This window comes from Hydrogenophaga bisanensis, from assembly GCF_042665135.1.
Taxonomy (GTDB): Bacteria; Pseudomonadota; Gammaproteobacteria; order Burkholderiales; family Burkholderiaceae_C; genus Hydrogenophaga; species Hydrogenophaga bisanensis.
In genome coordinates this window covers 173630-198722 of sequence record NZ_JBHTBX010000007.1, presented here as the reverse complement: position 1 = coordinate 198722, position 25093 = coordinate 173630, and the positions used below count along the sequence as shown (strand labels likewise).

At 65.2% G+C, this 25093-nt stretch carries 26 protein-coding genes; 16 read left to right on the top strand and 10 right to left on the bottom strand.

From position 1 onward, the window contains the following. Positions 1-34: 34 nt before the first annotated feature. From ACFQNJ_RS12295 to ACFQNJ_RS12285, 3 genes are read right to left on the bottom strand one after another with little or no spacing between them, the layout of a single operon-like run. Positions 35-751 carry an SPOR domain-containing protein gene (locus ACFQNJ_RS12295; protein WP_382257737.1) on the bottom strand — a complete coding sequence of 239 codons (717 nt, stop codon included), beginning with the start codon at positions 749-751 and terminating at the stop codon, positions 35-37. Further along, positions 745-1542, bottom strand: a complete 798-nt coding sequence (locus ACFQNJ_RS12290; protein WP_382257734.1) for a biotin--[acetyl-CoA-carboxylase] ligase — start codon at positions 1540-1542, stop codon at positions 745-747. The genes ACFQNJ_RS12295 and ACFQNJ_RS12290 overlap by 7 nt, the downstream gene beginning before the upstream one ends. Beyond that, positions 1539-2033, bottom strand: a complete 495-nt coding sequence (locus tag ACFQNJ_RS12285) for an SET domain-containing protein (protein ID WP_382257731.1) — start codon at positions 2031-2033, stop codon at positions 1539-1541. Before ACFQNJ_RS12285 ends, ACFQNJ_RS12290 begins: the two co-directional genes overlap by 4 nt. 97 nt (positions 2034-2130) lie before the next feature. Here ACFQNJ_RS12285 and ACFQNJ_RS12280 point away from each other — a divergent pair, with 97 nt between their 5' ends. Both ACFQNJ_RS12280 and ACFQNJ_RS12275 read left to right on the top strand, forming a co-directional pair. Then, positions 2131-5076: a DNA topoisomerase III gene (locus tag ACFQNJ_RS12280; RefSeq protein WP_382257728.1), complete on the top strand. Its 2946-nt coding sequence runs from the start codon at positions 2131-2133 to the stop codon at positions 5074-5076. A 23-nt stretch (positions 5077-5099) separates the two neighbouring features. Then, complete coding sequence (locus ACFQNJ_RS12275) at positions 5100-5756, top strand: glutathione S-transferase family protein (RefSeq protein ID WP_382257725.1); 657 nt, start codon at positions 5100-5102, stop codon at positions 5754-5756. Between the two features lie 53 nt (positions 5757-5809). Here the strand turns inward: ACFQNJ_RS12275 and ACFQNJ_RS12270 are convergent, their stop codons facing one another. From ACFQNJ_RS12270 to ACFQNJ_RS12260, 3 genes are all read right to left on the bottom strand, one after another. Next, on the bottom strand, positions 5810-7255 hold the full coding sequence (locus ACFQNJ_RS12270) for a sensor histidine kinase (RefSeq protein WP_382257882.1): 1446 nt from the start codon (positions 7253-7255) through the stop codon (positions 5810-5812). A 52-nt stretch (positions 7256-7307) separates the two neighbouring features. Next, entirely contained in the window at positions 7308-7982 is a 675-nt protein-coding gene (locus tag ACFQNJ_RS12265) for a response regulator transcription factor (RefSeq protein WP_374640813.1), read from the bottom strand. Between the two features lie 98 nt (positions 7983-8080). Continuing rightward, positions 8081-8560 (bottom strand): MarR family winged helix-turn-helix transcriptional regulator, encoded by a 480-nt coding sequence (locus ACFQNJ_RS12260; RefSeq protein ID WP_382257721.1) that lies wholly within the window; start codon positions 8558-8560, stop codon positions 8081-8083. Between the two features lie 132 nt (positions 8561-8692). On the opposite strand from ACFQNJ_RS12260, the gene recA reads away from it, so the two are divergent. Together recA and recX are read left to right on the top strand one after the other, a co-directional pair. After that, a complete protein-coding gene (recA, locus tag ACFQNJ_RS12255; protein ID WP_382257718.1) occupies positions 8693-9802 on the top strand; it encodes a recombinase RecA in 1110 nt (369 codons plus the stop codon). A gap of 3 nt (positions 9803-9805) precedes the next feature. After that, a complete protein-coding gene (gene recX / locus ACFQNJ_RS12250; protein WP_382257715.1) occupies positions 9806-10255 on the top strand; it encodes a recombination regulator RecX in 450 nt (149 codons plus the stop codon). Here recX and argC read toward each other — a convergent pair whose 3' ends face one another. Next, complete coding sequence (gene argC / locus ACFQNJ_RS12245) at positions 10256-11179, bottom strand: N-acetyl-gamma-glutamyl-phosphate reductase (protein WP_382257712.1); 924 nt, start codon at positions 11177-11179, stop codon at positions 10256-10258. Between the two features lie 188 nt (positions 11180-11367). Here argC and sucC point away from each other — a divergent pair, with 188 nt between their 5' ends. The 11 genes from sucC (at position 11368) to tfpZ (ending at position 21676) form a co-directional block, all read left to right on the top strand. Beyond that, the gene (sucC, locus tag ACFQNJ_RS12240; RefSeq protein WP_374640808.1) at positions 11368-12531 is read left to right on the top strand and encodes an ADP-forming succinate--CoA ligase subunit beta; all 1164 of its coding nucleotides are present in this window, start codon (positions 11368-11370) and stop codon (positions 12529-12531) included. A gap of 15 nt (positions 12532-12546) precedes the next feature. After that, positions 12547-13440, top strand: coding sequence for a succinate--CoA ligase subunit alpha (gene sucD, locus ACFQNJ_RS12235; protein WP_374640807.1), 894 nt, complete (start codon positions 12547-12549; stop codon positions 13438-13440). 177 nt (positions 13441-13617) lie between these two features. Next, positions 13618-14400, top strand: coding sequence for a Stp1/IreP family PP2C-type Ser/Thr phosphatase (locus ACFQNJ_RS12230; RefSeq protein ID WP_374640806.1), 783 nt, complete (start codon positions 13618-13620; stop codon positions 14398-14400). Between the two features lie 50 nt (positions 14401-14450). Further along, positions 14451-15089 carry an FHA domain-containing protein gene (locus tag ACFQNJ_RS12225; RefSeq protein ID WP_382257707.1) on the top strand — a complete coding sequence of 213 codons (639 nt, stop codon included), beginning with the start codon at positions 14451-14453 and terminating at the stop codon, positions 15087-15089. Between the two features lie 56 nt (positions 15090-15145). Then, positions 15146-17293, top strand: a complete 2148-nt coding sequence (locus tag ACFQNJ_RS12220) for a CHASE2 domain-containing protein (RefSeq protein ID WP_382257704.1) — start codon at positions 15146-15148, stop codon at positions 17291-17293. A gap of 55 nt (positions 17294-17348) precedes the next feature. Next, positions 17349-18155, top strand: coding sequence for an MBL fold metallo-hydrolase (locus ACFQNJ_RS12215; RefSeq protein WP_382257701.1), 807 nt, complete (start codon positions 17349-17351; stop codon positions 18153-18155). A 51-nt stretch (positions 18156-18206) separates the two neighbouring features. After that, on the top strand, positions 18207-18698 hold the full coding sequence (locus ACFQNJ_RS12210; RefSeq protein WP_382257698.1) for a helix-turn-helix domain-containing protein: 492 nt from the start codon (positions 18207-18209) through the stop codon (positions 18696-18698). Then, a complete protein-coding gene (locus ACFQNJ_RS12205) occupies positions 18691-19401 on the top strand; it encodes a nucleotidyl transferase AbiEii/AbiGii toxin family protein (RefSeq protein WP_382257696.1) in 711 nt (236 codons plus the stop codon). Before ACFQNJ_RS12210 ends, ACFQNJ_RS12205 begins: the two co-directional genes overlap by 8 nt. 248 nt (positions 19402-19649) lie before the next feature. Then, complete coding sequence (locus ACFQNJ_RS12200) at positions 19650-20231, top strand: pilin (RefSeq protein WP_382257693.1); 582 nt, start codon at positions 19650-19652, stop codon at positions 20229-20231. Positions 20232-20289: 58 nt separating this feature from the next. Continuing rightward, positions 20290-20868 carry a pilin gene (locus ACFQNJ_RS12195; protein ID WP_382257691.1) on the top strand — a complete coding sequence of 193 codons (579 nt, stop codon included), beginning with the start codon at positions 20290-20292 and terminating at the stop codon, positions 20866-20868. Positions 20869-20905: 37 nt separating this feature from the next. Then, positions 20906-21676: a TfpX/TfpZ family type IV pilin accessory protein gene (gene tfpZ, locus ACFQNJ_RS12190; protein WP_382257688.1), complete on the top strand. Its 771-nt coding sequence runs from the start codon at positions 20906-20908 to the stop codon at positions 21674-21676. Positions 21677-21748: 72 nt separating this feature from the next. On the opposite strand, the gene moaC is transcribed toward tfpZ, so the two are convergent. Further along, positions 21749-22249 (bottom strand): cyclic pyranopterin monophosphate synthase MoaC, encoded by a 501-nt coding sequence (moaC, locus tag ACFQNJ_RS12185; protein ID WP_382257685.1) that lies wholly within the window; start codon positions 22247-22249, stop codon positions 21749-21751. Between the two features lie 84 nt (positions 22250-22333). Between moaC and ACFQNJ_RS12180 the strand changes: the two genes are divergently transcribed. After that, positions 22334-23914 (top strand): M48 family metallopeptidase, encoded by a 1581-nt coding sequence (locus tag ACFQNJ_RS12180; protein WP_382257682.1) that lies wholly within the window; start codon positions 22334-22336, stop codon positions 23912-23914. A 2-nt stretch (positions 23915-23916) separates the two neighbouring features. Here the strand turns inward: ACFQNJ_RS12180 and ACFQNJ_RS12175 are convergent, their stop codons facing one another. Further along, the gene (locus tag ACFQNJ_RS12175) at positions 23917-24264 is read right to left on the bottom strand and encodes a phage holin family protein (RefSeq protein ID WP_374640797.1); all 348 of its coding nucleotides are present in this window, start codon (positions 24262-24264) and stop codon (positions 23917-23919) included. 80 nt (positions 24265-24344) lie between these two features. Then, on the bottom strand, positions 24345-25067 hold the full coding sequence (locus tag ACFQNJ_RS12170) for a TerC family protein (protein ID WP_382257678.1): 723 nt from the start codon (positions 25065-25067) through the stop codon (positions 24345-24347). Positions 25068-25093: the final 26 nt, after the last annotated feature.

Genomic DNA, 25093 nt, shown 5'->3' with positions numbered 1-25093 from the left:
GCCTTTTTCATGGCTGGCAGGTCTTGCGGGGGCGTTATTCGCAGGGTGAGAGCCGCTTGCCGGCCAGCACCTCACCCAGCGCCTCGACGGCTGCCCGCTGCTCGTCGGTGACGGCGGGCAGGCGCAGGGCGAACACGGTCGCCTCGGGCCGTTCCTGCACCACGCGGGCGGTGCGCACGCCCTTGCGGGTGACGATGGCCAGACCCTGCTGGGCGGCCGCTTCGGTCGAGAAGGTGCCCAGGGCCAAGGCCGGGCCCAGCGCCCCACCTCGGATCTCACGGAACTCGACGTTCATTTCCCTCAGCTCGGTCTTCTTGCGTGCCATCAGCTCGTCGTTGAGCTTGCCCATGTAGACAATCCAGCGACCGCTGGTCTGCGCCTCATCCAGCTGCCACAGGCCCGCCAGGGCAGGCTGACCTTGAAGCGCCTGGCGCAAAGCGTCGGCTTGTGCCGGCGTGTAGCCGCCGACGCGCCAGCAGGCGGTGGCGGGGGGCGCAGCGACCGGGGCAGCGGTCTGCGGTGCGGGCGTTTCCACGGGGGCGGCGGCCTGGACCGTCGGCGGCGTGCGGGAAGCGGTGTCGGTTCTGGGGGCGTTGAGCAGCCGGATGGCCTCCGGCTGGACCTGTTCCTGCAGGCGGTGCGACTCGCTCTGGACCTGGGTGGACAAGCCCAGCGGAGCCAGCATTCCCTGGGTCCAGGCAAAGTATCCGGCGTTGGCCAGCACCAGCAGGATAACGACCAACCTCAGCATGGACGCACACTCACTTCCGCGCTGGTGACTTCCCGATAGCCAGACGCGGTTTGCACCTGCAAGGCGCCCTGCCGGCTCACGCCGCTGGCCACGCCCTGCGTGCCGTCGCTGAGCACCACGGAAAGGCCTTGCAAGGCGTCGCGGACCGCGAACCGGTCCTGGAACGCCTCGAAGCCGCGCGCCTCGAACAGCTGAAGGTCCCGTACCAGGGGGGCTGCCACCCGTTCGAACAGTTCTCCCACCGTGATGCCCATGATCAGCTCGGCCACGCCGGCGGGCGGCATGGGCGCCAGGGTGCCGGCGGGCGCTGACCCCGATGCCAGGGCCACAGCGTCCGGGCGGTTGACGTTCAGACCGACGCCCACCACCAGCATGCGCGGGGCATCCGGGGTGCCATTGCTGGCGGTCTCGACCAGGATGCCGCCAAGCTTGCGCTGTTGCCACCACAGGTCGTTGGGCCACTTCAGGCGCACCTGCGGGTCGATGCTTTCGGCCAGGCTCACGCCCACGGCCAGTGACAGGCCGGACCAGTCCGCTGGCGACAGCGGCAGTGCCAGCGAAAACGTCAGCGACTGGCCAGGCCGGCTGTGCCAGCCCTTGCCCACGCGGCCACGCCCCGCCGTCTGGTCCTCGGCCACCAGCAGCACCGGCTCATGCCGGCCCTGGCGCGCGCGCCGCATCAGTTCGCTGTTGGTCGAGTCGATGCTGGGGACCACCTCAACGGTGAAATCAGGCAACTGCGGAACTACCGCCTGCCAGATGCTCTCGACGTGGGCGAGCAGGTCGGTCATCGCTTCTTGGGGGCCAGCAGGGTACCGCGGCAGTTCTTCGAACCGCACCAGCAGGGGAACTGCTTCTTCAGGCGGGCGGTGTAGGGTTCGTCGATCACGAGCCCGTAGTCGTAGAACAGCTCATCGCCCGCGGGGATGTTGCGCAGCGCGCGAATGAACACGCGGCCGTCCTCGACCTCGGCCTCACAGTTGGGATCGCAGCTGTGGTTGATCCAGCGCGAGGAATTGCCCCCGAACTTGGCATCGATGACATGGTCCTCATCGATGTGGAAGTAGAAGGTGTGGTTCGGGTCCTTCGGGTCGTGCGGGTGACGCCGCAGTGCCTCGTCCCAGGTGATGACCTCGCCCACGTACTCGATGATCGTTTCGCCCTCGGCCAGATCGACCAGCGCGTAGACTCCCCGGCCGTGCACGCCCGAGCGGCGGGTCTGGATGCGTCGGGTCGCCGATGCCGGGCGGGAGCGGGGGGGGACACCTGCGGTTTTCGACACGGGCAGAATTTTTGGTAAGGTTGTTTCATGCAGGTGCGCGCGTGCGTGCGCCTACCCACGTGCGCGTGTACACGCGCGTGAAGCCCAGATTGTAGAGATGAACAAAACCCTGGTCATTGCCGAGAAGCCTTCCGTGGCGCAAGACATCGTGCGCGCCCTCACCCCGGTGGCGGGCAAGTTCGAGAAGCACGACGACTATTTCGAGAACGAGCAGTACGTGGTCACCTCTGCCGTGGGCCATCTGGTCGAGATCGCCGCCCCCGAACAGTTCGACGTCAAGCGCGGGAAGTGGAGCTTCGCCCACCTCCCGGTGCTGCCGCCCTTCTTCGAGCTCAAGCCCATCGACAAGACCAAGTCGCGCCTCTCGGCCGTGGTCAAGCTGGCCAAGCGCAAGGATGTGGGCCGCCTGATCAACGCCTGCGACGCGGGCCGCGAAGGGGAACTGATCTTCCGTCTCATCGAGCAGTACGCCGGTGGCCAGAAGAACGGCCAGTACCAGGGCCTGGGCAAGCCGGTGCAGCGCCTGTGGCTGCAGTCCATGACGCCGCAGGCCATCCGCGATGGCTTTGCGCAGCTGCGCAGCGACGAGCAGATGCGCGGCCTCGCCGACGCCGCGCGCAGCCGCTCCGAGGCCGACTGGCTGGTGGGCATCAACGGCACGCGGGCGATGACGGCCTTCAATTCGCGCGACGGCGGCTTTTTCCTGACCACCGTGGGCCGGGTGCAGACGCCCACGCTGTCCATCGTGGTCGAGCGGGAGGAGCAGATCCGCGCCCACCGCAGCCGCGACTACTGGGAGATTCATGCGTCCTTCCTGGCCGAGGCAGGCGAGTACCCGGGCAAGTGGTTCGATCCGGCTTTCAAGAAGCCCACGGGCGACGATGCCGATGGCGACCTGCGCGCCGACCGCCTCTGGGATCACCGTGAGGCCCTGTCCATCGTGGAGGCGGTGCGCGGCAAGGCCGCCAGCGTCACCGAAGAGAGCAAGCCCACCACCCAAGCCTGTGGCCTGCTGTACGACCTGACCAGCCTGCAGCGCGAGGCCAACGGCCGCTTCGGCTTCTCGGCCAAGACCACGCTTCAGCTGGCCCAGAGCCTGTACGAGCGTCACAAGGCCCTGACCTACCCACGGACGGATTCGCGCCACCTGCCCGAGGATTACCTGGGCACGGTCAAGCAGACCTTCGAAATGCTGGCCGATGTCCAGTCCCATGGCATGAAGCACCTGGCGCCGCACGCACTGACGGCGCTCAACGGCAACTACATCCGGCCATCCAAGCGCATCTTCGACAACAGCAAGGTCTCGGACCACTTTGCCATCATCCCCACGCTGCAGGCGCCCAGCGGCCTGTCCGAGGCCGAGCAGAAGCTGTATGACCTGGTGGTGCGCCGCTTCCTGGCGGTGTTCTTCCCCAGTGCCGAGTTCATGGTGACGACGCGCATCAGCAAGGTGCTCAACCACCACTTCAAGACCGAAGGCAAGGTGCTGGTCAAACCGGGCTGGATGGCCGTTTACGGCAAGGAGGCGGCCGAGGACGTCGAGGGTGCCAAGGACGGCGACAAGGGCCAGAACCTGGTACCGGTGCGCGAGGGCGAGACGGTGCGCACCGAGTCGGTCGAGGCCAAGGGCCTGAAGACCAAGCCGCCGGCACGCTACTCGGAAGCCACGCTGCTCGGCGCGATGGAAGGGGCGGGCAAGTTCATCGAGGACGACGAGCTGCGTGAGGCCATGCAGGAAAAGGGTCTGGGCACCCCGGCCACGCGCGCGGCCATCATCGAAGGGCTGCTGGCCGAAAAGTACATGCTGCGCGAAGGCCGCGAACTGATCCCCACCGCCAAGGCGTTCCAGCTCATGACCCTGTTGCGCGGCCTGGAGGTCGAGGAACTCTCGCGCCCAGAGCTGACCGGTGAGTGGGAATACAAGCTGGCCCAGATGGAGCACGGCAAGCTCAGCCGCGCCGCCTTCATGGCCGAGATCGCGGCCATGACCGAGCGTTTGGTGAAGAAGGCCAAGGAGTACGACCGCGACACCGTGCCGGGCAACTACGCCACGCTGGCATCGCCCTGCCCCAACTGTGGTGGCGTGGTCAAGGAGAACTACCGTCGCTACGCCTGCACCGGCGCCGACGGCCACAGCGAGGGCTGCGGCTTCTCGTTCACCAAGTCACCGGCCGGCCGCACCTTCGAAGTGGCCGAGGCGGAAGCCTTCGTGCGCGACCGCCACATCGGGCCGCTGGACGGCTTCCGCTCCAAGGCGGGCTGGCCTTTCGTGGCCGAGATGACGCTCAAGTACAGCGACGAGGACCGAAACTGGAAGCTGGAGTTCGACTTCGGTGATGACAGGAACGCCGAGGAGACCGGCGAACTGGTCGATTTCGCAGGTCAGGACAGCCTGGGGGCCTGCCCGGTCTGTGGCGCACCGGTCTACGAGCATGGCAGCAACTATGTCTGCAGCAAGGCGGTGCCCACGGCTGCACAGCCCACACCCGGCTGCAGCTTCAAGAGCGGCAAGATCATCCTGCAGCAGCCGGTGGCGCGCGAACAGATGAGCAAGCTGCTGGAAACCGGCAAGACCGATCTGCTCGACAAGTTCGTCTCCATGCGCACGCGCCGCAACTTCAAGGCCTTCCTGGCCTGGGACAAGGAGGCGGGCAAGGTGAACTTCGAGTTCGAGCCGCGCGAGAGCAAGTACCCGCCGCGCAAGACTGCTGGCGCCACCGCCAAGGCCGCTCCCGCGAAGAAGACAGCAGCCGCCAGAAAAGCGCCTGCGGCCAAGAAAGCCGCTGTCCCGAAGGCTCCGCGCAAGACCACGGCCGCCAGTGGCAAGCAGCCCAGTGCCGCGCTGGCCGCGGTCATCGGCAGCGATGCCGTCTCCCGACCCGAAGCGACAAAAAAGCTCTGGGATTACATCAAGGCCAATGGTCTGCAGGACGCCGGTGACAAGCGCAAAATCAATGCCGATGCCAAACTGGCGCCCGTGTTCGGCAAACCGCAGGTGACGATGTTCGAAATCGCGGGTGTGCTGGGCAAGCATTTGAACTGACCCCCGAAACCAGGAGACACCCCGTGAGCCTCAAACTCTTCTACGCCCCCGGCGCCTGTTCTTTCGTGCCGCACGCCATGCTGGAGCTGGCCGGCGCCCCGTTCGAGCCGATGATGGTCAAGCTGCACAAGGGCGAGCAGCGCAGCGCCGAGTACCTGGCGCTCAACCCGCGCGGCCAGGTGCCGGTGCTGGTGGACGACGGCGAAGTCATCACCCAGATCGTCGCCATCCTGCTGCACCTGGACGCGAAGTTCCCCCAGGCCGGCATCCTGCCCGCGTCGGGCCTGGCTCGCACCCGCGCGCTGTCGACGCTGGTCTGGATGAACAACACGGTGCACCCCACCTTCACCCACGTGTTCATGCCGCAGAAGTTCACCGACGACGAAGCGGCGCAGAAGGCCATCCGCGCCCATGCGGTGCAGACCTACCGCGGTCTGCTCGGCGAGATCGAGGCGATGGCGGTCAAGGCCTCGCCCTGGCTGGCGGGCGACCAGCCTTCGGCGCTGGACGCCTATGCGCTGACCCTGCTGCGATGGGGCGGCTACGCCGGCATCGACCCAACCACGCTGCCGGCCACCTGGGCGCTGTCGCAACGCTTTGCGGCGCTGCCGGCCGTGGCCCGCGTGATCGAACGGGAGCGCCTGCAGCTCAACGTCTACCAGCCGCCAACCGCCGCCTGATCCGGTGAGGTCGCCACCGCGGACCGCGCACGCCGGCGGTCCGTGATGCCGGCTCAGAGAATCTCTTCTGCCACCGGCTTGGGTGAGAAGCGGATCGAGGCCCGCAGGCCGCGCTGCGGAGCCTCGGAATGGGCGTCTTCCATGTGGATGGACGCCCCGTGCTGCTGGGCGATTTCCTGCACGATGGCCAGGCCCAGACCTGATCCATCCACGTTCGTCCCCAGCGCCCGGTAGAAGGGCTGCAGCACCAGCTCGCGTTCGCTCTCCGGAATGCCCGGGCCGTTGTCCTCGACCTGCAGAATCTGGACGCCGCTGAAGGGGTCGGCCAGGACCCGCACCGTGACCACGCCACCGCGTCCGGAGTAATTGATGGCGTTGTCCACCAGGTTGCGGGTCATTTCCTTGAGCAGCGTCGGGTTGCCATCCATCAGGCAGGCCTGGGGGACTTCGTCAGGGCCTTCGTAGCCCAGATCCACGCCGTGTTCCAGGGCGCGGGGTACGGAGTCCTGAACCACCTCCGTCACCAGCTGTGCCAGATCGATCTGCGCCGTCGGCAGCGTGCGCCCCGTGGTTTCGGCCCGCGCCAGTGCCAGCAGCTGGTTGACCGTGTGGGTGGCGCGGGTGCTTGAACGGGCGATCTGCTGCAGGGACTTGCGCACGTCCTCCGGGTTGCCCTCGCGCTGGGCAATCTCCGCCTGCATGCGCAGGCCCGCCAGGGGCGTCTTGAGCTGGTGCGCCGCGTCGGCCAGAAAGCGCTTCTGGGTGGACAGCGACAGCTTCAGGCGCGTGAGCAGGTCATTGATCGAGGACACCAGCGGCGCCACCTCCTGCGGCACGAAGGTCTCCTCGATCGGGCTGAGGTCGTCGGGCTTGCGCGCCCGGATGCGCTGCTCCAGCACGTTCAGCGGCCGGATGCCGCGCACCAGCGCCATCCAGACCAGCAGCACCGCCAGCGGCAGGATGACGAACTGGGGCACCATCACGCCCTTGATGATCTCTGTCGCCAGGGTGGATCGCTTGCCCTTGGTCTCGGCCACCTGCATCAGCACCAGACGCTGCGGGTCCTTGTTGCGCGAGAGCCAGGCGTAGGCCACGCGAACCTCATCACCACGGACCACGTCATCGCGCAGCTTGACCCGCCCGGGCGCCGGCGACACGCTCTCCTTGGGCAGCGGGAAATCAGGTTCGCCGCTGATGACCTCGCCCCGGGCGTCCACGACCTGGTAGTACACCAGGTCGCTGTCGTCGGCGCGCAGCAGGTCACGGGCCTGGGGTGTCAGGTCGAAGCTGACCTTGTCGTTGCGGGCCACCACGAACTGGGTCAGGGCCTGCAGGTTGAACTCCAGTGCCCGGTCAAACGGTTTGCTGGCAATGCCCTGCGCCACGAACCAGGTCAGCGCCAGGGACAGGGGCCACAGCAGCAGCAGCGGCGTGAGCATCCAGTCCAGGATCTCGCCGAACAGGCTGCGTTGCTCGCGCTGGAACAGGCCAAAGGACATCGGCCCCAGCCGCTCGTCCGTGGGGACGCGCGATTCGCCGGTGGGAGCGCTGTCAGCCGGGGATCTTTTCAAGGCAGTAACCCAGCCCGCGCACGGTGGCGATGCGGATCGGCCCCTTCTCGATCTTCTTGCGCAGGCGGTGGATGTAGACCTCGATGGCGTTGTTGCTCACCTCTTCGCCCCACTCGCACAGGCGTTCCACCAGCTGGTCCTTGCTGACCAGTCGGCCGGCCCGCTGCAGCAGTACCTCCAGCAGTCCCAGTTCGCGAGCCGACAGTTCCACCATCTTGCCGTCGATCGTGGCCACCCGGCCAGCCTGGTCGTAGATCAGCGGACCATGCTTGATGGTGGACGTGGTGCCTCCCATGCCGCGGCGGGTGAGCGCCCGGACACGGGCTTCCAGTTCCTGCAGGCTGAAGGGCTTGGCCATGTAGTCGTCGGCGCCGTAGTCCAGTCCCTTGACCCGTTCTTCCACGCTGTCGGCGGCCGTCAGGATCAGCACCGGCATCGACGACCCGCGCGAGCGCAGGCGCTTGAGCACCTCCAGCCCGTGCATCCGGGGCAAGCCCAGATCCAGGATCAGCAGGTCGAACTCGTTGTTGGTCATCAGGGCCGCGTCGGCCTCGGTGCCGGACGCCACGTGGTCCACGGCGGCACCGGCCGCGCGCAGGCTGCGCAGCAACCCGTCGGCCAGCACCTGGTCGTCTTCGGCAATCAGGATGCGCATGCAAGTCTCCTCTGGGCAATGCGGGCACGCCCGTTATGACGCCCATTTTAGGCCGCGCGCCCGGTCGCGGCGCAGGGCTTACCCGGTGACGCGGCGCATCAGCTGCCATAGGCCTCCAGCCCGAGCGCCACCACGGTCGCGACGTCATCGCCCACCTGGGCGCGGAATTCGCGTTCCGCCCGGGCCACGGCCTGTCGGAAAGCCTCCAGCCACAGCAGGCCATCGGCGGTGAATACCACCTGCCGTGCACGCCCGTCCAGCGGATCGGGCTCGCGCCGCACCAGGCCCCAGGCTTCGCATTGGTTGACCAGATCGCCCATGGCCTGCTTGCTCATGCCGGCGCTTTTCGCCAGTTCCGTCAACCGTGACCCTTTGAGTGACAGGTGACGTGTGATGTGGATGTGGGCCGCCCCGATCTGGTCGCGCGCCGCCAGGTTCGACAGCGCCAGCGGCACTTGGGCATCGTGCGCCATCAGGTGCAGCACGCGCTCGTCGAAGCGGCGCAGCGCCTCGCCCATCAGGCGGCCCAGGTGGGTGCTGCGCCAACGGTCGTCCAGTGGAAGTTCGGCGGGGTCCATTTGGTCAGGAAAACTGACCATATTTTAGCTTGATTGGCATCTATTGCCAGATAAACTCCTGTTCAAGCATCCAGCCTGTACACAAAAACACTGGATGAAGCGAACACACACTTTCACCCACAGGAGCACCGAATGGACACCGCCGTCAAGAACCCCGCCATCGCCAGCGAAAAAGCCAAGGCCCTGCAGGCGGCCCTGGCCCAGATCGAAAAGCAGTTCGGCAAGGGCACCATCATGCGCCTGGGCGAGGGTGAGGCCATCGAGGACATCCAGGTGGTGTCCACCGGCTCGCTGGGCCTGGACATTGCCTTGGGCGTCGGCGGCCTGCCGCGCGGCCGTGTCATCGAAATCTACGGCCCGGAATCGTCCGGCAAGACCACGCTGACCCTGCAGGTGATTGCCGAGATGCAGAAGCTGGGCGGCACCTGCGCCTTTGTCGACGCCGAACACGCGCTGGACATCCAGTACGCCCAGAAGCTGGGGGTGCACGTGCCCGACCTGCTGATCAGCCAGCCCGACACCGGTGAACAGGCCTTGGAAATCGTCGATTCCCTGGTGCGCTCCGGAGCTGTCGATCTGGTCATCGTCGACTCGGTGGCCGCGCTGACCCCCAAGGCCGAAATCGAGGGCGAGATGGGTGACTCCCTGCCCGGCCTGCAGGCCCGCCTGATGAGCCAGGCCCTGCGCAAGCTCACCGCCACCATCAAGAAGACCAACTGCACCGTCATCTTCATCAACCAGATCCGCATGAAGATCGGTGTGATGTTCGGCAGTCCGGAAACCACCACCGGCGGCAATGCGCTCAAGTTCTATGCGTCGGTGCGCCTGGATATCCGCCGCACCGGCACCATCAAGAAGGGCGAAGACGCGATCGGCAACGAAACCAAGGTCAAGGTGGTCAAGAACAAGGTTTCGCCGCCGTTCAAGACGGCCGAGTTCGACATCCTGTTCGGCGAAGGCATCAGCCGCGAGGGCGAAATCCTCGACCTGGGTGTGCTGCACAAAGTGATCGAGAAGTCCGGTGCCTGGTACGCGTACAGCGGCGAGAAGATCGGCCAGGGCCGCGACAACGCCCGCGAATTCCTCAAGGAGAACCCGGATCTGCGTGTCGAGATCGAGAACAAGGTGCGGGAGGCCCTGGGTGTGCCCCTGCTGCCGGTCGATGGTGCCGACGAAGCCCAGGCGCCTGCCAAGGGCCGCAAGGGCAAGGCCGCCGCAGCCGAGGCGGACGCCGCCGAGTAAGCGGTGGGCTTCCAGAAGCTCTCGCTCAAGGGCCGCGCGCTCAAGCTGCTCGCGGCTCGCGAACACTCAAGGTCCGAGCTCGAGAAGAAGCTGGCCTCTCATGAAGAGGTGCCCGGCGAACTGGCCCAGGCGCTCGACGAGCTCCAGGCCAAGGGCTTCATCAGCGAACAGCGGGTGGTCGAGTCGGTGTTGCACCGGCGGGCTGCCCGCCTGGGGGCGGGTCGCGTCAAACAGGAGTTGCAGGCCAAGGGCATCAGCGCCGAGGTCATGGCCGATGCCATCGACGCGCTGCGCAGCACCGAGATGGAACGCGCCCGCGAAGTCTGGCGCAAGAAATTCGGCGAACCCGCCGCCGATGCTGCTGGGCGAGCCAAGCAGATGCGCTTTCTCGCCGCGCGCGGCTTCGGCGCCGACGCGATCCGCCGCGTGGTCAGCGGCGCCGATGACGACTGATCAGAGGCCCAGCATCAGCTGCAGGTTCTGCACCGCCGCGCCGCTGGCGCCCTTGCCCAGGTTGTCCAGGCGCGCGATCAGCACCGCATGCCGGTGCGTCTCGTTGGCGAAGACGCGCAACTCCAATTTGTTCGTGTCGTTCAGGGCCGTCGCATCCAGCTTGCCATCGGCAGTGGCCGGCTGAACGCTCACCCAGCCGCCGGCCGCGATGCTTGGCGCGTAGTGGGCCGCCAGGGCGTCGTGCAGATCGGCCGCCTTGGGCTGGCTGGGCAGGTCGTCCAGGTGCAAGGGCAGTTGCACCAGCATGCCCTGGCGGAAGTTGCCCACCGCCGGAATGAAGATGGGGCGGCGCGTCATGCCGGTGTAGCGCAGGATCTCGGGCAGGTGCTTGTGGGACAGGCCCAGCGCGTAGGCCTCGTGCAGCGGCGCCTCACCCTTCTCGTAGGCCTCGATCATGCTCCGGCCGCCGCCCGAGTAGCCACTGACCGAGGGCAGGGACACCGGAAAGTCCCTGGGCAGCAGTCCGGCGTCCACCAGCGGCCGCAGCAGGGCGATCGCGCCGGTCGCGTAGCAGCCCGGGTTGGCCACCCGCTCCGCCTTCTGCACGGCCTCGCGCTGCCCGGCGCCCAGTTCAGGAAAGCCGTACACCCAGCCGTCCTGGCAGCGATGCGCGGTGGAGGCGTCGATGATGCGCGGCTTGTGGCCGGGCAGGCTGTCGATCATCGCCACCGACTCGATGGCGGCATCATCGTGCAGGCACAGCACCACCAGATCGGCCTGCGCCATCAGCTCGCGCTTGGCCTCGGGATCCTTGCGCCGCTCGGCGGCGATGCTCAGCATTTCAATAGCGGGCATCTGTTGCAGACGCTCGCGGATCTGCAACCCGGTGGTGCCGGCTTCGCCGTCGATGAAAACCTTGGCCATGGTGTGCCCCTCTTTGTCAGTTAGGGTTCAGCGACTGCTCTCTATAATTATGCATTATGTAAGCGGTCGCTTATATGATGAAATGGTGCGTCGCACCATGATACAGTCGTTGGTTGCCGTGTCCATCACCCGTGCACCGGCTGCGCCTTCCGGCCGGATCAAACAACCCCCAGTCCGAGAGAGACCTCATGAAGATTCACGAGTACCAAGGCAAGGAAATCTTGCGTCAATTTGGTGTGCCGGTTCCGCGCGGCATTCCCGCGTTCACGGTGCAGGAAGCCGTTGAAGCCGCGCAAAAGCTCGGCGGTCCGGTCTGGGTGGTCAAGGCCCAGATCCACGCCGGTGGCCGTGGCAAGGGCGGTGGCGTCAAGGTGGCCAAGACGATCGACGATGTCAAGGCCCGCGCCACCGACATCCTGGGCATGCAGCTGGTCACGCACCAGACCGGCCCGGAAGGCCAGAAGGTTCGCCGCCTGTACATTGAAGACGGCGCCGACATCCAGAAGGAGTACTACCTGTCCGTCGTGACCGACCGCGGCACGCAGAAGGTGGCCTTCATCGCTTCCAGCGAAGGCGGCATGGACATCGAGGAAGTGGCCCACAACACGCCCGAGAAGATCGTCAAGGTCTTTGTCGATCCGCTGCAGGGCTTCACGCAGGCCCAGGGCGAAGAACTGGCCAAGGGTGTCGGCATGCCCGACGACTCCAAGGCGCAGTTCATCGACGTCTGCCAGAAGCTCTACAAGTGCTACATGGACACCGACGCCTCGCTGGTCGAGATCAACCCCCTGAACCGCGACAGCAAGGGCAACATCATCGCCCTGGACGCCAAGTTCAACTTCGACGCGAACGCACTGTTCCGTCACCCCGAGATCGTGGCCCTGCGTGACCTGGACGAGGAAGACCCGGCCGAAATCGAGGCTTCCAAGTTCGACCTGGCCTACATCAGCCTGGACGGCAACATCGGCTGCCTGGTCAACGGTGCCGGCCTGGCCATGGCCACCATGGACACCATCAAGCTGTTCGGCGCCGAGCCGGCCAACTTCCTGGACGTGGGCGGCGGCGCCACCCCCGAGAAGGTCACCGAAGCCTTCAAGATCATGCTCAAGAACGACAAGGTCAAGGCCATCCTGGTCAACATCTTCGGCGGCATCATGAAGTGCGACACCATCGCCACGGGCGTGATCACCGCCTGCCGTGCGGTGAACCTGAACGTGCCGCTGGTGGTGCGCATGAAGGGCACCAACGAAGAGCTGGGCAAGAAGATGCTGGCCGAGTCCGGCCTGCCCATCATCTCTGCCGACACCATGGCCGAAGCCGCCCAGAAGGTGGCCGCCGCTGTCAAAGCCTGAGCCCGGAGAACGAACATGTCCATCTACATCAACAAAGACACCAAGGTCATCACCCAGGGCATCACTGGCAAGACCGGCCAGTTCCACACCGAGAAGTGCCAGGAATACGCCAACGGCAAGAACTGCTTCGTGGCGGGCGTGAACCCCAAGAAGGCCGGTGAGTCGATCTTCAACATCCCGATCTACAGCTCCGTCAAGGAAGCCGCCCAGCAGACCGGTGCCACCGTGTCCGTGATCTATGTGCCGCCCGCTGGCGCCGCTGCCGCGATCTGGGAAGCCGTCGAGGCTGATCTGGACCTGGCGATCTGCATCACCGAAGGCATTCCGATCCGCGACATGCTGGAAGTGCGCAACAAGATGAAGGCCAAGGAAGCGGCCGGCGGCAAGAAGACCCTGCTGCTGGGCCCCAACTGCCCCGGCCTGATCACGCCCGACGAGATCAAGATCGGCATCATGCCCGGCCACATCCACAAAAAAGGCCGCGTGGGCGTCGTCTCGCGTTCCGGCACCCTGACCTACGAAGCCGTGGCGCAGCTGAGCGAACTGGGCATCGGCCAGTCGTCGGCCGTGGGTATCGGTGGTGACCCGATCAACGGTCTGAAGCACATCGACGTGATGAAGGCCTTCAACGACGATCCGGACACCGACGCCGTGATCATGATCGGCGAAATCGGTGGCCCTGACGAAGCCGAAGCCGCCCAGTGGTGCAAGGCCAATATGAAGAAGCCCATCGTCGGCTTCATCGCTGGCGTGACCGCCCCTCCGGGCAAGCGCATGGGCCATGCCGGCGCGCTGATCTCCGGCGGTGCCGACACGGCCGACGCCAAGCTGGCGATCATGGAAGAGTGTGGTTTCAAGGTGACCCGCAACCCGTCCGAGATGGGCCGACTGCTCAAGTCGCTGCTGTAAACCGGCCGGCTGGATCCTGCATCCTCAAAAAGGCAACCGCGCGGTTGCCTTTTTTGTTGGCAAGCCTGCAGAAAATCGCCATGATCCGTGGGGGAAAGCCACGAATGTCAGGCAATCCGTGACAAATGTCAGACTCGACACCCTTGGCCGGGTCGTCAAACCGCTATAACCGACCCCATGATTTTCGAGTACTACAGCCTGACCGATCCAGGCCTGGTCCGCGACAACAACGAGGACTCGGTGGCCGTGGATGCGGGCAACCATGTGGTGGTGCTGGCTGATGGCATGGGCGGTTACAACGCTGGTGAAGTGGCCAGCGCCATGGCGACCAGCCATATCCTGGATGAACTGGGCCGCTGGCTGAGCGAAGGCGGCGTCGAGGCCAATCCGCGCGAGATCAAGCGGGCCATGGAGATTTGCTGCGACAACGCCAACCGCCGCATCTTCGAAGCCGCCCATGCCAATCCCCTGTACAGCGGCATGGGCACGACGCTGGTGATGGCGGTGTTCCAGGATTCCCGCGCCTTCATCGGCCATGTGGGCGATTCCCGCTGCTACCGGCTGCGGGGCAACCAGCTGCAGTTGCTCACCCGCGACCATTCCCTGCTGCAGGAACAGATCGACGCAGGTCTGCTCACGGCCGAACAGGCGCAATTTGCCACCCATCGCAACCTGGTGACCCGCGCGCTGGGGGTGGAAGACACCGTGCTGCTGGAGGTCAATGAATTCCGGTCGGAACAAGGTGATCTGTACCTGTTCTGCTCGGATGGCCTGAACGACATGATGACCGATGCGGACATCGGTGCGTTGCTTGGCAGCCACCTTTCGCTGGAAGAAACCGGCCGTATGCTGGTGGATGCGGCCAATGATCTGGGTGGACGCGATAATATTTCGGTAATACTGGCGAAAGTGCAGGCCCGGACGGCGCGACGTGGTCTGTTTTCTCGCATGCTCGGGTAGCATTGCCCCCAGAATCAGACCAACGCAGCAGGGTTCCAGAGGAGTCGGCCATGCCGAAAATGATCGTTTCCATCGATGGTGTCGTGATCAAGGAGGTGCAGCTCACCAAGGACCGCACCACCCTCGGTCGCCGGCCCTACAACGACATCGTGATCGACAACCTCGCCGTCAGCGGTGAGCACGCCGTGCTGCAGATGTCCGGCAGCGAAGTCTTCATTGAAGACCTCAACAGCACCAACGGCACGTACGTCAACGGCAAGGCGATCAAGAAGCAGCAGCTGCAGAATGGCGATACCGTCGAAATCGGGAAGTACAAGATCAAGTTCATCCACGACAGCGCCGCCCCGGCGCCCGGTAGTCCCGAGCGCACCGCCGTGATCAACACGTCGCAGGTGGCAGAAGGTGCTGTCGACACGGCCCCCCCGGTGGGCAATGCGGCCATCAAGGTGATGTCGGGCGCCGCCGCCGGTCGCGAGGTCCCACTGGTCAAGGTGGTGACCACCATCGGCAAACCCGGCGTGACGGTGGCGGCCATCACCAAACGCCCCCACGGCTATGTGGTGGCGCTGGTGGAAGGGGCCATGCCCCCCACGGTCAACGGCACAGCGATTGGCTCGGATGCCGTCAACCTGCGCCACGGCGACCTGATCGAGCTCGCCGGCACCCAGATGCAGTTCATCCAGCAGTGACGCGGTACTGACCGCGCCTGCCGGCATGCCGGGCGCCCCGGCGGGTGTCGCAAGTCATGAGCACCACCCGAGGCCATCGACGGCTCACCACGGCATCGCTGCTGCTTCTGCTGTGTCTGTTTGTCCTGCACGCCAGCGGGACATTGGCGGTGCTGCTGCTGCACCGCCTGGACGAGCAGATCCAGGACACTCGCCTGCGCGCGACCATGCCGCGCACGCTCGACGAGCGCATCGTCATCGTCGACATCGATGAGAAGAGCCTGGCCGAGGTCGGGCGCTGGCCCTGGCCGAGGGATCGGGTGGCCGATCTGGTCGACCGGCTTTTCGGGCACGACATCCGCCTGCTGGGCATGGACACCGTGTTCGCCGAGCCGGATCCTTTGCCCGGTGCGGACCAGCGCCTGGCGCAGGCCATCCGGGGCAGACCCGTGGTGCTGGGCTACTACTTCACCAGCGACCGGGAGGGGCGCATCACCGGACAGCTTCCGGCCCCGGTGCTGGATCTGTCCGATGGGTCGTCGTCGGTGCCCCTGACCCGCTGGAACGGCTATGGGGCCAACCTGCCCGGGCTGATGCAGGCCGGGGCCTCCGCAGGGTTCTTCAATGCCGTCACGGACGACGACGGTGTGGTGCGTTCCCTGCCCCTGCTGGCCAGTCATGGCGATCAGGTGTACGAATCCCTGGCGCTGGCGCTCTTTCGCCACCTGCTGGACAGGCCGGCGCTGGAACTCGTCGCCTCCGGCGCAGATGGGAGCTCGCCGGGGGTTCAGGGTATTCGTCTGATCCAGGGAGATCGGCAGATCGTTGTGCCGACCGATGGTCGGGGCGCACTGCTGGTCCCGTTTCGCGGCACGGGGGGGCCCCAGGGCGGCTCGTTCACCTACCTGCCCGCCGCCGATGTGCTGGCAGACCGGGTCCCGCCGCAGACCTTGCGTGGGCGCATCGTGCTGCTGGGCACCACGGCACCGGGCCTGCAGGACTTGCGGGCCACGCCGGTGTCGCAGGTCTACCCTGGGGTGGAGGTGCACGCCAACCTGCTGTCCGGGTTGCTGGATGGCCGCCTGCCGTACCGGCCGGACTATGCCGCAGGGTATGAGCTGCTGATGTTGCTGGTCATCGGCTTGGCGCTCGCGCTGTGGCTGCCCCGTCTGGGGGCCACGAAGGCGGTGGCCCTTTGCCTGGTGCTGATGCTGGGGGTGGTCGCTGTCACCCAGTTCCTCTACCTGGAGCATGGTCTGGTCATGCCCATGGCCGCGCTGCTGGCCCTGATCATGCTGGCGCTGGCCCTGTACATGGGGCTGGGCTTTCTGGGCGAGAGCCGGGCCCGCCGCGAACTCGCGCGTCGCTTTGGCACCTATGTGCCGCCCGAGATCGTCGAGGAAATGCTCCGCGACCCCGACCGCTACGACATGAGTGCCACCACGCGTGAGATGACGGTGCTGTTCTGCGACATGAAGGGTTTCACCCAGATGGCGGAAACCATGCTGCCCGCCGACCTGCAGCGCCTGCTCAACGAGGTGTTCAGCCGCCTGACGGCCGTGGTGCAGCGGCACCGGGGAACGATCGACAAGTACATGGGCGATTGCCTGATGGCCTTCTGGGGTGCACCGGTGCCGGCCGAAGACCATGCCACCCGGGCAGTGGACGCGGCGCTGGACATCGTGGCGGAGGTGCGGGCCATCAACCAGGCGCACCGCGACCGGGGCCTGCCCGAGATTGGCGTGGGGGTGGGCCTGAGCACCGGGCCGATGTGCGTGGGGGACATGGGCTCGGACCTGCGGCGCAGTTACACCGTCATCGGTGACAGCGTGAACCTGGGCGCCCGCCTGGAGGGGCTGTCCCGGGTCTACGGGGTCGACATCGTGGCCAGCGACCGCACCCGAGAGCAGGCCCCGGGGCATGTCTGGCAGGAGATCGACCGGGTGCGCGTCAAGGGCCGGTCGCAGGCGCTGGCCGTCCATCTGCCGTTGGGACCGGCCGGCGTGCCGGACGAAGCGATGCAGCGGGAGCTGTCACAATGGCGCGCCTTCCGCCAGGCGTGGCTGGCGAGGGACTGGCTGTCCTGTGACGCTTTGCTGGCCGGCCTGATGACGGGAAACGTCAAAAAAGTCCTTTACCGCTACTGGGCTGAGCGGGTAGGCTTGATGAAATCGTCGCCGCCCGGCCCAGATTGGGACGGCACGACGGACCACACCCACAAATGAACATCGCCAGCCAGGCTTGAGAGCCCAGCCACGCACCATCACCGGTCTGACGCACATGAGGGTACACGTCCTGGGTTGCTCCGGCGCCATTGCGCGCGGCTGTCGCACGACCTCGTTCCTGCTGGATGGCGATGTGCTTATCGACGCCGGCACCGGGGTGGGCGATCTGGACTTGGAGCAGATGGCGGGCATCGACCATGTGCTGCTGACCCACTCCCACCTGGACCACGTGGCCAGCCTGCCGCTGATGCTCGACGCGGTGGCGTCCCGGCGCATTGCGCAAGGCAAGGGGCCGGTGCAGGTGCACGCCCTGCCCGAAACCATCGCGGCGCTCAAGGCCCATGTGTTCAACGACACCATCTGGCCCGACTTTGCCGTGATCCCGCATGCCGATGCGCCGCTGCTGCGCTTCGTCACCTTTGCGGTGGGGCAGACCTTGACCGTGGCGGGCAAATTCATCGAGGTGCTGCCGGCTGTGCACACGGTACCGGCGGTGGGATTTGCCGTAAAGGGCGACCGCGGGCATTGGATGTTCAGTGGTGACACCGAACGCAACCCCGGTTTCTGGGCCCGGGTGAACCAGTTGCCGGTGGCCATGCTGGTGATCGAGACCGCCTTCAGCGACCGCGAGCGCCATGTGGCCCGGCGCAGCCTGCACCTGGCCCCGCACGTGCTGGCCGACGAGCTGGACCACATCGACACCACGCGGGCGCGGTTTCCGATCTACATCACGCACACCAAGCCGGCCGAGACCACGCTGATCATGGAAGAGATCCGCCGCTTCGACCAGAAGCCTGCCCGTGCCGGTGACGCTCCGCACGACATCCGCTGGCTGACCGCTGGCGACGTGTTTGAGGTGTAAAGTGTTTCTCAAAATTGACATTCGATCCAAGTTGTCAATAATGAGAAACAGATGCCTGCTGCACCTCCACCACTGATCCCAACAGCCTCCACAGCGCTCAAGCTTCTGGGCCAGCGCATTCGCGCCCATCGCAAAGCTCTGCGAGTGAGTGCGACAGCTGCGGCCGAGGCTGCGGGCGTTTCGCGGGTGACCTTGCATCGTGTCGAGAAAGGCGAACCCTCGGTGGCCGTAGGTGCCTGGGCGAATGTGATGGCCGCTCTGGGGCTCATGTGGCAGGTGAACCCATCTTACGGTGACGATGACGGCGAAGCCAAGGACTTGTCCCAGTGGCTGCCCGTGCGGGTCAGGCTGGCGGACTATCCCCAGCTCAAGTCACTGGCGTGGCAAGTACATGGCACGGATGAACTCAGCTTGGTCGAAGCGCTGGATATCTACGAGCGTAACGACCGTCACCTGGACAGGGACGCCATGTCTGAACGGGAACGGGCATTGTTGAGTGCACTGCTGGTGGCGTTCGGGCGAAAGAGCATCGGCCATGTTTGAGCGCGCGCACCATCAGCGCATTGCGCGCGTGTTGACCTCGCTCGATGGCGCCTTGCTGGCGCAGCATGGTGCGCTGTTTGGGGGTGGCACCTGTATCGCTTTGCGTTATGGGGAATACAGAGAGTCGGTTGACATCGACTTCATGGTCTCTGATGCGACCGGCTATCGTGAACTCCGCCAACTTTTGACAGGCACCGAGGGCCTGAATGTGATTATTCGGCCGGGTGCGCCACCTCTGATCATGTTGCGTGACATCCGGGCCGATCAATACGGCATCCGCACCCAGGTGCAGATGGATGGCCACGCGATCAAGTTCGAAGTTGTGCGGGAAGCACGCATCGTGCTGGAAACCCCTGGCCCGCTGGACCAGGTTTGCGGGGTAAATGCGCTGACGCCGCTGGACTTGGCCACATCCAAGCTGCTGGCCAACTCAGACCGGCAAGCCGATGACGGGGTGTTCAGTCGTGACGTGATTGACTTGGCGATGATGTCGTTGCCCTTGCCCATGTTGCGCAAGGCCGTGGCCAAGGCGGAGCAGGCCTATGGGCCAGCGATCACGCGCGATCTGGCCAAGGCCCTTGACCGCCTGCAAAACCGCCAAGGTTGGCTGGAGAGGTGCATGCAGGCAATGGCGATGGTCATGCCCAAGGCGGTGCTGTGGCAGAAAGTACGCCGGCTGAGGCGACTGTTGCTGTCAGCTTGACGGGCAGTGTCGCCCCGCACGACATCCGCTGGCTGACCGCTGGCGACGTGTTTGAGGTCTGACATTTCCTGTTGCTATCGTTGCGATTGACAAAATTTGTCACCTGCAGACGGTCGCAAAGGACACGAAATGTCACCTATGGGTGCTCATCCGTGAAAAAGCGCCGGAAAAGCGGCCCAGATCGGCCTGGCACGATGTGTGCTGCAGTACACCCGCAAAGACTTTTTCAACCCCTCAAGGAGTTCTCCATGAAGCGTTCCCTGCAAAAGGGCTTCACCCTGATCGAACTGATGATCGTGGTGGCCATCATCGGTATTCTGGCTGCCGTGGCTCTGCCCGCTTACCAGGACTACACTGTCCGCGCCCGTGTGACCGAAGGTCTGTCGCTGGCGAATACGCCCAAGCAGGAAATTGCGACCGACGGTTCCACCACTCAAGCAGATCTGTTGCGTGTGGCCACCGCATGGAATGAACGCTCGAATGGCAACGGTGCAACCAGCAAGTACGTTACTTCTGTACTGGTCACTGGTGCCGCTGGTGCAACCCAAGGACTGATCACGATTACCTATGCTGCTGCGGCTGGCGCAGGTGCAACGACTCTGACCCTCTCTCCTCAGATTCGCACTGATACTGCTGCTGCTGCTGTTGCTGTCCCGCTCGGAACAGCCTTGGGGACAACTCCGCCCACTGTTGGTACGCTTGACTGGCTGTGCACATCTGCTGCAGGTACAGGTGCTGGCACTCAGACCGCTACAGGTAATTTTGCAGTGCTTGCCGCTGGTAGCGTGGGTACACTTCCCGCTCGGTTTGCCCCTGCCCAGTGCCGTTGATTTGACGCGACGATAAAAAGGGCGCTTCGTGCGCCCTTTTTTTGCCAAGGAGGTTCCCGTGCAGACATTTCGTTGTCGTGGGTTCACGCTCATCGAATTGCTGATCGTCGTGGCCATCATTGGCATCCTGGTTTCCGTTGCTTTGCCTGCCTATCAAGACTACACCGTCAGGGCAAGGGTGACTGAGGGTTTGTCGCTGGCTTCCATGCCGAAGACCATGATCGGATCCGAAGGAGTGGCCTCCCAAGAAGATATGGTTGGTATTGCCACGGTCTGGAATGCACAAGCCGGTGGTAACGGTGCTTCCAGCAAGTATGTGCGTTCGGTTCTGATTGACGCCGGCGGCGCTGGCGCCAATACCGCCGACATCACCATCACGTATGACGAAACAAGGCTCGGCGGTGTGGATGCCGCGTCGAACACCCTGGTTTTGTCGCCCTATATACGTGCTAACGCGGGCCCTATCACCCTGTTAGCGGCCCAGTTGGCTTCGCCACCCATTACTGGGTCGATTGACTGGTTGTGCACGTCTGACGCGGGTGTCGGTGCAGGAACCCAGGCTGCTACTGGCGGATTCGGCGCGCCTGCCAATGTAGGCACGCTGCCCTCGCGCTACGCGCCCGCGATGTGTCGCTGAGTTTTCTGGGACTCTGTGTGCGACGTAAACTTCGCGTATGAGCATCAGTGTCCGATACAAGGCTGCCTTGAAGGCAGCGAGTTTCCATTTTGGTGTGAGCGTTGGTGTCGCGTTGCTCGCCGCAGCGCTGGTTTTTGGGGTTTGGTATCCCTATCCCTATCGGGAACTGGCTGGTGGCCGTGACCTGTTCCTGCTGATTGTCGTTGTTGACGTGGTGTGTGGTCCTTTGCTCACGATGGTGATGTTCAATCCCAAGAAGCCGCGTTGGGAGTTGACGATGGACCTCGGGATTGTGGCGACGATCCAGGTGGCCGCGCTGTTTTACGGTGTGTATACCTTGGCCATGGCGCGCCCCATCTACCTTGTATTTGAAGTTGACCGCTTCCGAGTAGTCTCCGTGGCAGATGTGCAAGAAGGCGAACTCAAGCCTGAGTTGGGCGGGTTGCACCGCGTGCCTTGGTGGGGGCCCAAGACGATTGGAGTTCGAACCTCCCGCGATGGCGAGGAGACACTCAAGAGTTTGGAACTTTCATTGCAAGGCAACGAGCCTTCAGCGCGTCCTGACTGGTGGGTGCCTTACGAAGAAAACCGGGACCAGGCCAAGTCCAGGGCGCAGTCAATCGATGTGCTGCGGCAGAAACATCCTGCACAACAGAACCTTCTGGAAATGGCCATCCAAGAGACTGGACGTAAAGAGTCGGATCTGAAATGGCTGCCATTGACTGGCTTCAAGTCCAGCGAGTGGGTTGCTCTCGTTGATGCTGTTACTGCCGATGTGGTCGGCTTTGCGCCGATAGACGGTTTTTAGCCAAGTATCAGTGGTGCGGTGGACGTTGAAACTGATCGTGGAGTTTTGAAAAGATGGACCATCTTTCTCTTGTCAACCCGCCACAAAACTCCCGCTCTTGCCCCCGTGCTTTTCCAGCAGGCGCACGCCGCTGATGGTCATGCTGCGGTCGGCGGCCTTGCACATGTCGTAGATGGTCAGCAGGGCGACGCTGGCGGCGGTGAGGGCTTCCATTTCCACGCCGGTCTGGCCGGTGCACTCGGTGGTGGCGCGGCAGATGACGGTGCTGGCGGTCTCGTCGATTTCGAATTCCACGGCCACGCGGGTCAGTCCGATGGGGTGACACAGGGGGATCAGGTCGCTGGTCTTCTTGGCGCCCTGGATGCCGGCGATGCGGGCGATGCCGAGCACGTCGCCTTTCTTGGCGGAGCCGCTCTGGATCAGGGCCAGGGTGGCTGGCTGCATGCTGATACGGCCTTCGGCCACCGCGATGCGGTGCGTGTGGGCCTTGGCGGCGACATCGACCATGTGGGCCTGGCCCTGGGCGTCGAAGTGGGTCAGGGGGCTGGCGGGGGAGGCTTTGGGGTCTGACATGGCGGGCATTGACGGGGAATGTGGTCGGGCTGTCTTTACGGGCGGTTCACAGGAACCGGCGCTTTCTCGCGGCATCATACGGGGATGCGCCGCTTAGCTGTCCCTTCGCTGTTCCAACACCTGCGCCGACCTGCGCTGACGGCGCTCAGCGCCGTGGCCCTGCTGGTGGCCAGCGGCGTGATGACCGGCGCTGGCACGCCAGCAGCCCGGGCGCAGGCTTTGCCCTCGCTGGGCGATGGCTCGGGGATGACGGTGGCGGCGGAACGGGCGCTGGGGGACAGCATCGCGCGCAGCATCTACCGCGACCCCGACTACCTGGACGACCCCCTGCTGGGTGACTACCTGCAGTCCATCTGGCAGCCGCTGCTGTCGGCGGCCCGCTCCCGCGGCGATGTGGACCCGGAACTGGCCGAGCGGCTGGCCTGGGAACTGATGATCTCCCGTGACCGCACGGTCAACGCCTTTGCCTTGCCGGGCGGGTACCTGGGCGTCAACCTGGGGCTGCTGTCGGTCACCGAGACACCGCAGGAACTGGCCAGCGTGCTGGCGCACGAGTTGAGCCACGTCTCGCAGCGCCACATCGCCCGCATGATCAGCCAGCAGGACCGCCAGGCCCCGTGGCTGATCGGCGCCATGATTCTGGGCGCGCTGGCCGCCAAGAGCAGCGTGGATGCGGCCAACGCCGCCATCGTGGGCAGCCAGGCGGTGGCCGCCCAGACGCAGCTCAATTTCTCGCGGGACATGGAGCGCGAGGCCGACCGGGTAGGGTTTGGCGTGCTGACCACGGCGGGCTTTCCGGGCGAAGGCTTCGTGTCGATGTTCGACAAGCTGCAGCAGGCTTCTCGGCTGAACGACGATGGCGGCTTTCCCTACCTGCGCAGCCACCCGCTGACCACCGAGCGCATCGCCGACATGAAGGCGCGCCTGCCCCTGGCGCCAGCGCGTCCCGTCGGGCCGGTGCTGCAGGCCGCAGCCACCGTGACGCCGGATCAGGAGATCCACACGATGATGTCGGCTCGCGCGCGCGTCATGGCCGAGAACGGGCCTGACCGCCTGCAGGTCTGGCTGCGCAACGGGCAGGAGGCCAAGGCCGGTCTGGGCGCGCGCTACGCCGCTGCCCTGGCGGCGTCGCGTCTGGGGCGGCACGACCAGGCCGAGCAGCTGGCGGCGCAGGTGGCCCGCCAAGCCGGGCCTGCCGCGCAGCGGCACGCCGAGTGGTTGCAACTGGAGGTGGGGCTGACGGCCTTGCAGCAGCGCGGGCGCAGCACGCCCTCGGCCGACTGGCTGACCTGGCGCGACCGTGCGCTGGCCAGTGGCACGCGGGCCGGACTCCTGCTGGGGGCTCAGGCGGCACTGGCCAGCGGCGTGCCCCGCGAGGCAGCCCAGCGTCTGCACAGCTGGGTGATTGAACGGCCCCGCGACGCCCTGGCCTGGCAGACCCTTTCACGCGCCGAGATGGCCCAGGGACAGCGCTTGCGTTCGGTGCGCGCCGAGGCCGAGGCGCGCGCCGCACAACTTGACTGGCCGGGCGCACTGGAGCGTTTCCGGGCCGCTCAGGCACTTCCGGCGCCAGACCGCAGCGCCGACCCGGTGGAGCTGGCCATCGTGGACGCCCGTGCCCGGGAAATGGACCAGAAGGTCCGCGAGCTGGCCCGCAAGAACTGAGGTCAGCGCAGGAAGGACTTCACCGCCAGGTTGACCACCAGCATGATCAGCGAGTAGATCAGCGAGCCCAGCAGCGCGGCCCAGAAGCCGGCGACATGAAAGCCGTCCAGGATGCTGGCGGCGGCCCAGAACAGCAGGGCATTGATCACGAACAGGAACAGGCCCAGGGTCACCACCGTGACCGGCAGCGTCAGCACCACCAGCACGGGGCGCACCAGCACATTGAACAGGCCGATGACCGCCGCCGCAATCAGGGCCGAGCCGAAGCTCTGGACCTGCACGCCCGGGTAGAGATTGGCCACGAGCAGCAGGGCGCACGCCGCGAGCAGCCAGGTCAGGATCAGTTTCATGGGTGCAGCATACCACCCCGGTCAGAAAAAAGGCGACACCCCCGGAGGGTGCCGCCCTGTGCTGTGGGCCTGGTGCGGGATCAGGCCTCTTCCATCCTGGGCTGGCGCGAGGCCATGTATTTGCCCAGCGCCAGCACCAGCAGGGCACCGGCCACGGCGGCGGCGTACTTGATGGTGTCGGTTTGCTCCAGCTTGAACATCCAGGCCATGTTGGCCGGGTCGGCCACGGCCGGGTCGGTAACCAGCATGCCCCCGGCAATCCAGCCCAGCAGCATGCCGCCGGCCGTGATGATGATGGGGAAGCGGGCCATCAGCTTGATCACCAGCTGGCTGCCCCAGACAATGATCGGGATGGAGATCAGCAGACCCAGGATGACCAGCAGCAGCGAGTGGTCGCCGGCGTTCTGGGCGGCACCGGCAATGGCGATCACGTTGTCCACGCTCATGACCAGGTCGGCCACGATGATGGTCTTGATGGCCGCCCACAGGCGGTCGCTGCCTTCGATGTTGCCGTGGTCGTCGTCACCCGGGGCGATGAGCTTGATGCCGATCCACACCAGCAGCAGGGCGCCCACCAGTTTGAGGAAGGGCACGTTGAGCAGCGTCATGGCAAACGCGATCAGGATCACGCGCAGGACGATGGCGCCGGCGGTGCCGTAGATGATGCCCTTGGTCCGCTGGGCCGGGGGCAGCTTGCGGCAGGCCAGCGCGATCACGACCGCGTTGTCGCCGCCGAGCAGGATGTCGATGATGATGATCTGGCCCAGCGCGACCCAGAATTCGGGAGATGTCAGGAAATCCATGAAGTCCTCGTGTTGTCGGTGTTTGT

What these genes read in the sequence shown, in the direction of transcription:
- ACFQNJ_RS12295 (WP_382257737.1), bottom strand. Translation starts at nt 751, where the DNA reads ATGCTGAGGTTGGTCGTTATCCTGCTGGTGCTGGCCAACGCCGGATAC.
- ACFQNJ_RS12290 (WP_382257734.1), bottom strand. Translation starts at nt 1,542, where the DNA reads ATGACCGACCTGCTCGCCCACGTCGAGAGCATCTGGCAGGCGGTAGTT.
- ACFQNJ_RS12280 (WP_382257728.1), top strand. Translation starts at nt 2,131, where the DNA reads ATGAACAAAACCCTGGTCATTGCCGAGAAGCCTTCCGTGGCGCAAGAC.
- ACFQNJ_RS12270 (WP_382257882.1), bottom strand. Translation starts at nt 7,255, where the DNA reads ATGTCCTTTGGCCTGTTCCAGCGCGAGCAACGCAGCCTGTTCGGCGAG.
- ACFQNJ_RS12265 (WP_374640813.1), bottom strand. Translation starts at nt 7,982, where the DNA reads ATGCGCATCCTGATTGCCGAAGACGACCAGGTGCTGGCCGACGGGTTG.
- ACFQNJ_RS12260 (WP_382257721.1), bottom strand. Translation starts at nt 8,560, where the DNA reads ATGGACCCCGCCGAACTTCCACTGGACGACCGTTGGCGCAGCACCCAC.
- recA (WP_382257718.1), top strand. Translation starts at nt 8,693, where the DNA reads ATGGACACCGCCGTCAAGAACCCCGCCATCGCCAGCGAAAAAGCCAAG.
- argC (WP_382257712.1), bottom strand. Translation starts at nt 11,179, where the DNA reads ATGGCCAAGGTTTTCATCGACGGCGAAGCCGGCACCACCGGGTTGCAG.
- sucC (WP_374640808.1), top strand. Translation starts at nt 11,368, where the DNA reads ATGAAGATTCACGAGTACCAAGGCAAGGAAATCTTGCGTCAATTTGGT.
- sucD (WP_374640807.1), top strand. Translation starts at nt 12,547, where the DNA reads ATGTCCATCTACATCAACAAAGACACCAAGGTCATCACCCAGGGCATC.
- ACFQNJ_RS12230 (WP_374640806.1), top strand. Translation starts at nt 13,618, where the DNA reads ATGATTTTCGAGTACTACAGCCTGACCGATCCAGGCCTGGTCCGCGAC.
- ACFQNJ_RS12225 (WP_382257707.1), top strand. Translation starts at nt 14,451, where the DNA reads ATGCCGAAAATGATCGTTTCCATCGATGGTGTCGTGATCAAGGAGGTG.
- ACFQNJ_RS12220 (WP_382257704.1), top strand. Translation starts at nt 15,146, where the DNA reads ATGAGCACCACCCGAGGCCATCGACGGCTCACCACGGCATCGCTGCTG.
- ACFQNJ_RS12215 (WP_382257701.1), top strand. Translation starts at nt 17,349, where the DNA reads ATGAGGGTACACGTCCTGGGTTGCTCCGGCGCCATTGCGCGCGGCTGT.
- ACFQNJ_RS12210 (WP_382257698.1), top strand. Translation starts at nt 18,207, where the DNA reads ATGCCTGCTGCACCTCCACCACTGATCCCAACAGCCTCCACAGCGCTC.
- ACFQNJ_RS12205 (WP_382257696.1), top strand. Translation starts at nt 18,691, where the DNA reads ATGTTTGAGCGCGCGCACCATCAGCGCATTGCGCGCGTGTTGACCTCG.
- ACFQNJ_RS12200 (WP_382257693.1), top strand. Translation starts at nt 19,650, where the DNA reads ATGAAGCGTTCCCTGCAAAAGGGCTTCACCCTGATCGAACTGATGATC.
- tfpZ (WP_382257688.1), top strand. Translation starts at nt 20,906, where the DNA reads ATGAGCATCAGTGTCCGATACAAGGCTGCCTTGAAGGCAGCGAGTTTC.
- moaC (WP_382257685.1), bottom strand. Translation starts at nt 22,249, where the DNA reads ATGTCAGACCCCAAAGCCTCCCCCGCCAGCCCCCTGACCCACTTCGAC.
- ACFQNJ_RS12180 (WP_382257682.1), top strand. Translation starts at nt 22,334, where the DNA reads ATGCGCCGCTTAGCTGTCCCTTCGCTGTTCCAACACCTGCGCCGACCT.
- ACFQNJ_RS12175 (WP_374640797.1), bottom strand. Translation starts at nt 24,264, where the DNA reads ATGAAACTGATCCTGACCTGGCTGCTCGCGGCGTGCGCCCTGCTGCTC.
- ACFQNJ_RS12170 (WP_382257678.1), bottom strand. Translation starts at nt 25,067, where the DNA reads ATGGATTTCCTGACATCTCCCGAATTCTGGGTCGCGCTGGGCCAGATC.